Origin of the sequence: Acidisphaera sp. S103, assembly GCF_009765975.1 — a bacterium.
Classification (GTDB): Bacteria; Pseudomonadota; Alphaproteobacteria; order Acetobacterales; family Acetobacteraceae; genus Rhodopila.
Genome location: NZ_LMUJ01000029.1, coordinates 8,057 through 12,047, shown reverse-complemented (window position 1 = coordinate 12,047; position 3,991 = coordinate 8,057). Strand labels below are relative to the sequence as shown.

Genomic DNA, 3,991 nt, shown 5'->3' with positions numbered 1-3,991 from the left:
GACGGAGAGAACGGGCGTCGGCACTATCCTGGTGCCTATGGAGACACGCCCGGCCGTGACGGAGAGAACGGGCGTCGGCACTATCCTGGTGCCTATCTCGCTATCCTGGTGCCTATGGAGACACGCCTGGCGATGACGCGGGTGGTTCGGGTGACGGTTCGTTCAGCCATTGGTGCAGGAAGGATTGGGTGGCCTTGCGCGCGGCGACGGTGGCGGCGGGGTCGAACTGGATGAAATGGCCCAGGACCCAGTGCGGCGGGGCGATGGAATTGAAGGCGTGGGTTGCGCCGGGGAAAATCTGGAGATCCACGGGGGCACCGTCGCCGTTGCGGCGCTTCATCATGGCCTCGCAATTGGCGGCCGGTGCCCAATCGTCGGACCCGCCGATCAGGATCAGCGTCGGGCTGGTCATGACGCCGTTGCTGGCGGCGCAGGGGGGGTAGTAGGCGACGGCGGCGCTAAAATGCTGTTTGAACGTCGCTGATAGGGGGCCTCGTTCGGTGGCCATCAACGCAGCCGCGCCGCCCATGGATGAACCGAGCAGGGCGATGCGGTGGGGGTCTATGAAGGAACGGGTGGAAAGCCAGTGGAGGGCGGCGTAGGCGTCCAGGGCCTCGGCCATGGCACCGCCGCCGCCCTGGCAGCGATCGTCCGCCCCCAGGCTGTCGAGGACCAGGGCGGCATAGTCCCAGGATTGCACTTCACGCGCGCTGATCACGTAGTTGAGGCTGAAGCCCTCGCAGCCACGCAGGATGACGACCGCGGGGTGCGGGGCCGATCCGGTTGGGCGCAGCAGGTAGCCGAGGAGCGGTTGGTTGTCGCTGGTGCCGGCAGCGCCGCCGCGCGTGGGTGCGACCTGGACGAGTTCCTCGGATGCGTGGACGGGTGGGACGGTCAGGGTGGCGAGGGCGATCATCGCGGCGAACGCGGCGACACATTTCATCGTGACAACCTCCCGTTGGTTTTCGGCGATGAGGGCACAACGCCGTGGGATTGCCAACCGTTGGGGTGATGCCGCTCGCTGGCCGGGGCACCATGTCGGTGGGGGTCGCCTTGACGGTTCGGCGGGGTGGCCATAGCTAACGAGGCGTTCCCGGGCGCGCTCGCGTCCCTTTACCGCAACACCACCAGGAGGAATATCATGGCTTTCGAACTGCCGACCCTGCCCTATTCCCACAGCGCGCTCGCCGCCAAGAGCATGTGCCAGGAAACCCTGGAGCTGCATCACGACAAGCACCATCAGGCTTACGTGACCGCGCTGAACGGCTTCGTCGAGAAGGACGCAGCACTGCAGGGCAAATCGCTGGATGAGATCGTGAAGGCGACCGCGGCCGCCGGCGGTCCGGTGTTCAACAATGCCGGCCAGCATTGGAACCATATCGTGTTCTGGCAGTGCATGAGCCCGAACGGCGGCAAGATCCCGTCCAAGCTGGAAGCCAAGATCAACAGCGACCTGGGCGGCGTGGCGAAGTTCAAGGACGAGTTCAAGGCGGCGGGCGCCAGCCAGTTCGGGTCCGGTTGGGCGTGGCTGGTGCTGGGCAGCGACGGCAAGCTGAAGGTGACCAAGACCGCGAACGGATCGAACCCGCTGGCGACCGGCGAGGGCAAGGTGCTGCTGGGCTGCGACGTGTGGGAACACGCGTACTACCTGGACTTCAAGAACGTGCGCCCGAACTATCTGCAGAACTGGCTGGATAACCTGGCCAACTACGAATACGCCGAAGCACAGCTTTAAGGCTCGATCGTCCCGGGCCGCGTTGGCTCGGGACGTCCATTTCGGATCCCGGGCGGGACGGCCCTGCCCGGGACGGCCCGAACGGCGGCTTCGGCCGCTGCGTTGCCATTTGTCGCGTCCGTTCCGGTATCGTTGTCGATTGGGACGGGCTGTGCGGCCGTCGATTGGGGCAGTTACGAAATATCATTGTCAAAAGTCCCGAATGGGATGATTGATCCCGACGACAACCTGTTGTCAGAACAGGAGCGAATCGGAGGGAGACACGAAACATGGCGAGCGCAGCCGTATCCGGCGGGCTTTCGGACACCGAACATCGCGCGCAACTGCGCAAGGCGGTGATCGCGGCTACGGTCGGCACCACGATCGAGTGGTACGACTTCTTCATTTATGGCACCGCCGCCGGACTTGTGTTTCCGAAATTGTTCTTTCCGCATGAGTCGCAATTGGCGGGCACGCTGGCGGCGTTCAGCACGTATTTCATCGGCTTTATCGGCCGGCCGATCGGGGCGGCGATCTTCGGTCATTACGGCGACCGCATCGGGCGGAAGGCGACGCTGATCGCGACGCTGCTGGTGATGGGGATCGCGACGTTCCTGGTCGCTCTGGTGCCTGGTTACGACTCGATCGGGATCTGGGGCGCCGTCATCCTGACCGTGCTGCGAACGCTGCAGGGCATCGGCGTCGGCGGCGAATGGGGCGGATCGGTGCTGATCGCGATGGAATGGTCGCGCGGGCAGAAAAATCGCGGATTGGTCGCATCCTGGCCGCAGTTCGGCGTACCGAGCGGGTTGTTCCTGTCGAATTTGGTGATTTTGGCGGTCAGTGCGTGGTCGGGTGCCGATTTCCTCGCCTGGGGCTGGCGGGTGCCGTTCCTGCTCAGCATCGTGCTGGTCGGGATCGGGCTGTGGATCCGGCTTGGTATTTTGGAAACGCCGGTGTTCCAGAAACTGCTGGATGAGAAGAAGATCGAGAAGGCGCCGATGGTGGAGGTGATCAAGCGGCAGCCGGCCCAGATCATCCTGTCGGCGTTGCTGCGGATGGCGGAGCAGGCGCCGTTCTATATCTTCACCGCGTTCATCTTCGCCTATGCCACCGGAACGCTGAAGATGTCGCGGGACATGGTGCTGGCGGCGGTGCTGGTGGCGTCGTGCGTGTCGTTCATTACTATTCCGTTGTCGGGGCATATCTCCGACCGGATCGGCCGGCGGAAGATGTATCTGATCGGCGCGGCAACGACAGGGGTGTTCGGGTTCGTCTACTTCGCGCTGCTGGGGACGCTGTCGCCGACACTGGTGTTCCTCGCGATCGTGCTGTCGCTGATCCCGCACGACATGATGTATGGCCCGCAGTCCGCGCTGATCGCCGAGGCGTTCACACCGCGGCTGCGCTACAGCGGTTCGTCGCTGGGGTATCAATTGGCCTCGATCATCGCCGGCGGGCCGGCGCCGCTGATCGCGACGGCGCTGATCGCGTCGTATCACAATCCCTATGCGGTCGCGGGTTATATCGCCGTCTGCGCGGTGGTCAGCCTGGTCTCGACGGCGATGATGCCGGATTACACCGGGAAAGATATCTCCGAAGAGTATGACGCGGTGCCGGCTGGGCGTTAAATCTGATCGCGTGATTCACGCCTTCCGGCCTTCAGTCTCAGGCGATCACGCTCTGGCAGGGGTTGAGGCGGCGGCGGGTCTCGGCCACATAGCGGTCGAGACCCGTCACGAAGGATTTGCGATGCCTGCCAGCCTGAACGATTTGCGTGCCCAGCGCGATGCCCTGGAACAGGCCGTCGAGGCCCGCCAGCGGGTGCTGGGGCCGGATCATCCGGACCTCGCCAACGATTTGCGGGACCTGGGGCGGCTGTCGCATGAACTGGGCGAGGTGATGGATGCGCAGGCGCAGTTGCGGCGGGCGCTGGCGCTGCATACCGAGGCGCTGGGGGCGGAGCATCCGGAGGCGGCGACGGACATCAATCATCTCGGGCTGATCCTGCATGACATCGGCGACCTGGATGGGGCGCAGGCGGCGTTCGAGCGGGCGCTGGCGATCGATGAGGCGGCGCTGGGGAAGGAACACCCGAGTGTCGGACGCGATGCCAACAACCTGGCCGGCGTGCTGCAGGATATGGGCGACGGGTTTTCCGCTCGGGAGGCGTTGGACTGGGCGGTGGCTATCTACATGAAGGCGCTGGGTCCGGATCACCCGACTACGCAGACGGTGGTGCGGAACCGGGGGACGTTGGGGTGATGGGGGACGCGT

Annotated in this window: 4 protein-coding genes; 3 read left to right on the top strand and 1 reads right to left on the bottom strand. The window is 64.7% G+C overall.

Annotated features, from left to right (window positions below; all coding sequences use genetic code 11):
• Positions 1 to 112: 112 nt before the first annotated feature.
• Positions 113 to 943 (bottom strand): dienelactone hydrolase family protein, encoded by an 831-nt coding sequence (locus GSQ89_RS03925; protein ID WP_158922247.1) that lies wholly within the window; start codon positions 941 to 943, stop codon positions 113 to 115.
• 198 nt (positions 944 to 1,141) lie between these two features.
• Between GSQ89_RS03925 and GSQ89_RS03920 the strand changes: the two genes are divergently transcribed.
• The 3 genes from GSQ89_RS03920 (at position 1,142) to GSQ89_RS03910 (ending at position 3,979) form a co-directional block, all read left to right on the top strand.
• Entirely contained in the window at positions 1,142 to 1,735 is a 594-nt protein-coding gene (locus GSQ89_RS03920; protein WP_158922245.1) for a superoxide dismutase, read from the top strand.
• 269 nt (positions 1,736 to 2,004) lie between these two features.
• The gene (locus GSQ89_RS03915) at positions 2,005 to 3,345 is read left to right on the top strand and encodes an MFS transporter (protein ID WP_158922243.1); all 1,341 of its coding nucleotides are present in this window, start codon (positions 2,005 to 2,007) and stop codon (positions 3,343 to 3,345) included.
• Positions 3,346 to 3,466: 121 nt separating this feature from the next.
• On the top strand, positions 3,467 to 3,979 hold the full coding sequence (locus tag GSQ89_RS03910; protein WP_158922241.1) for a tetratricopeptide repeat protein: 513 nt from the start codon (positions 3,467 to 3,469) through the stop codon (positions 3,977 to 3,979).
• The last annotated feature ends 12 nt before the right edge of the window (positions 3,980 to 3,991 follow it).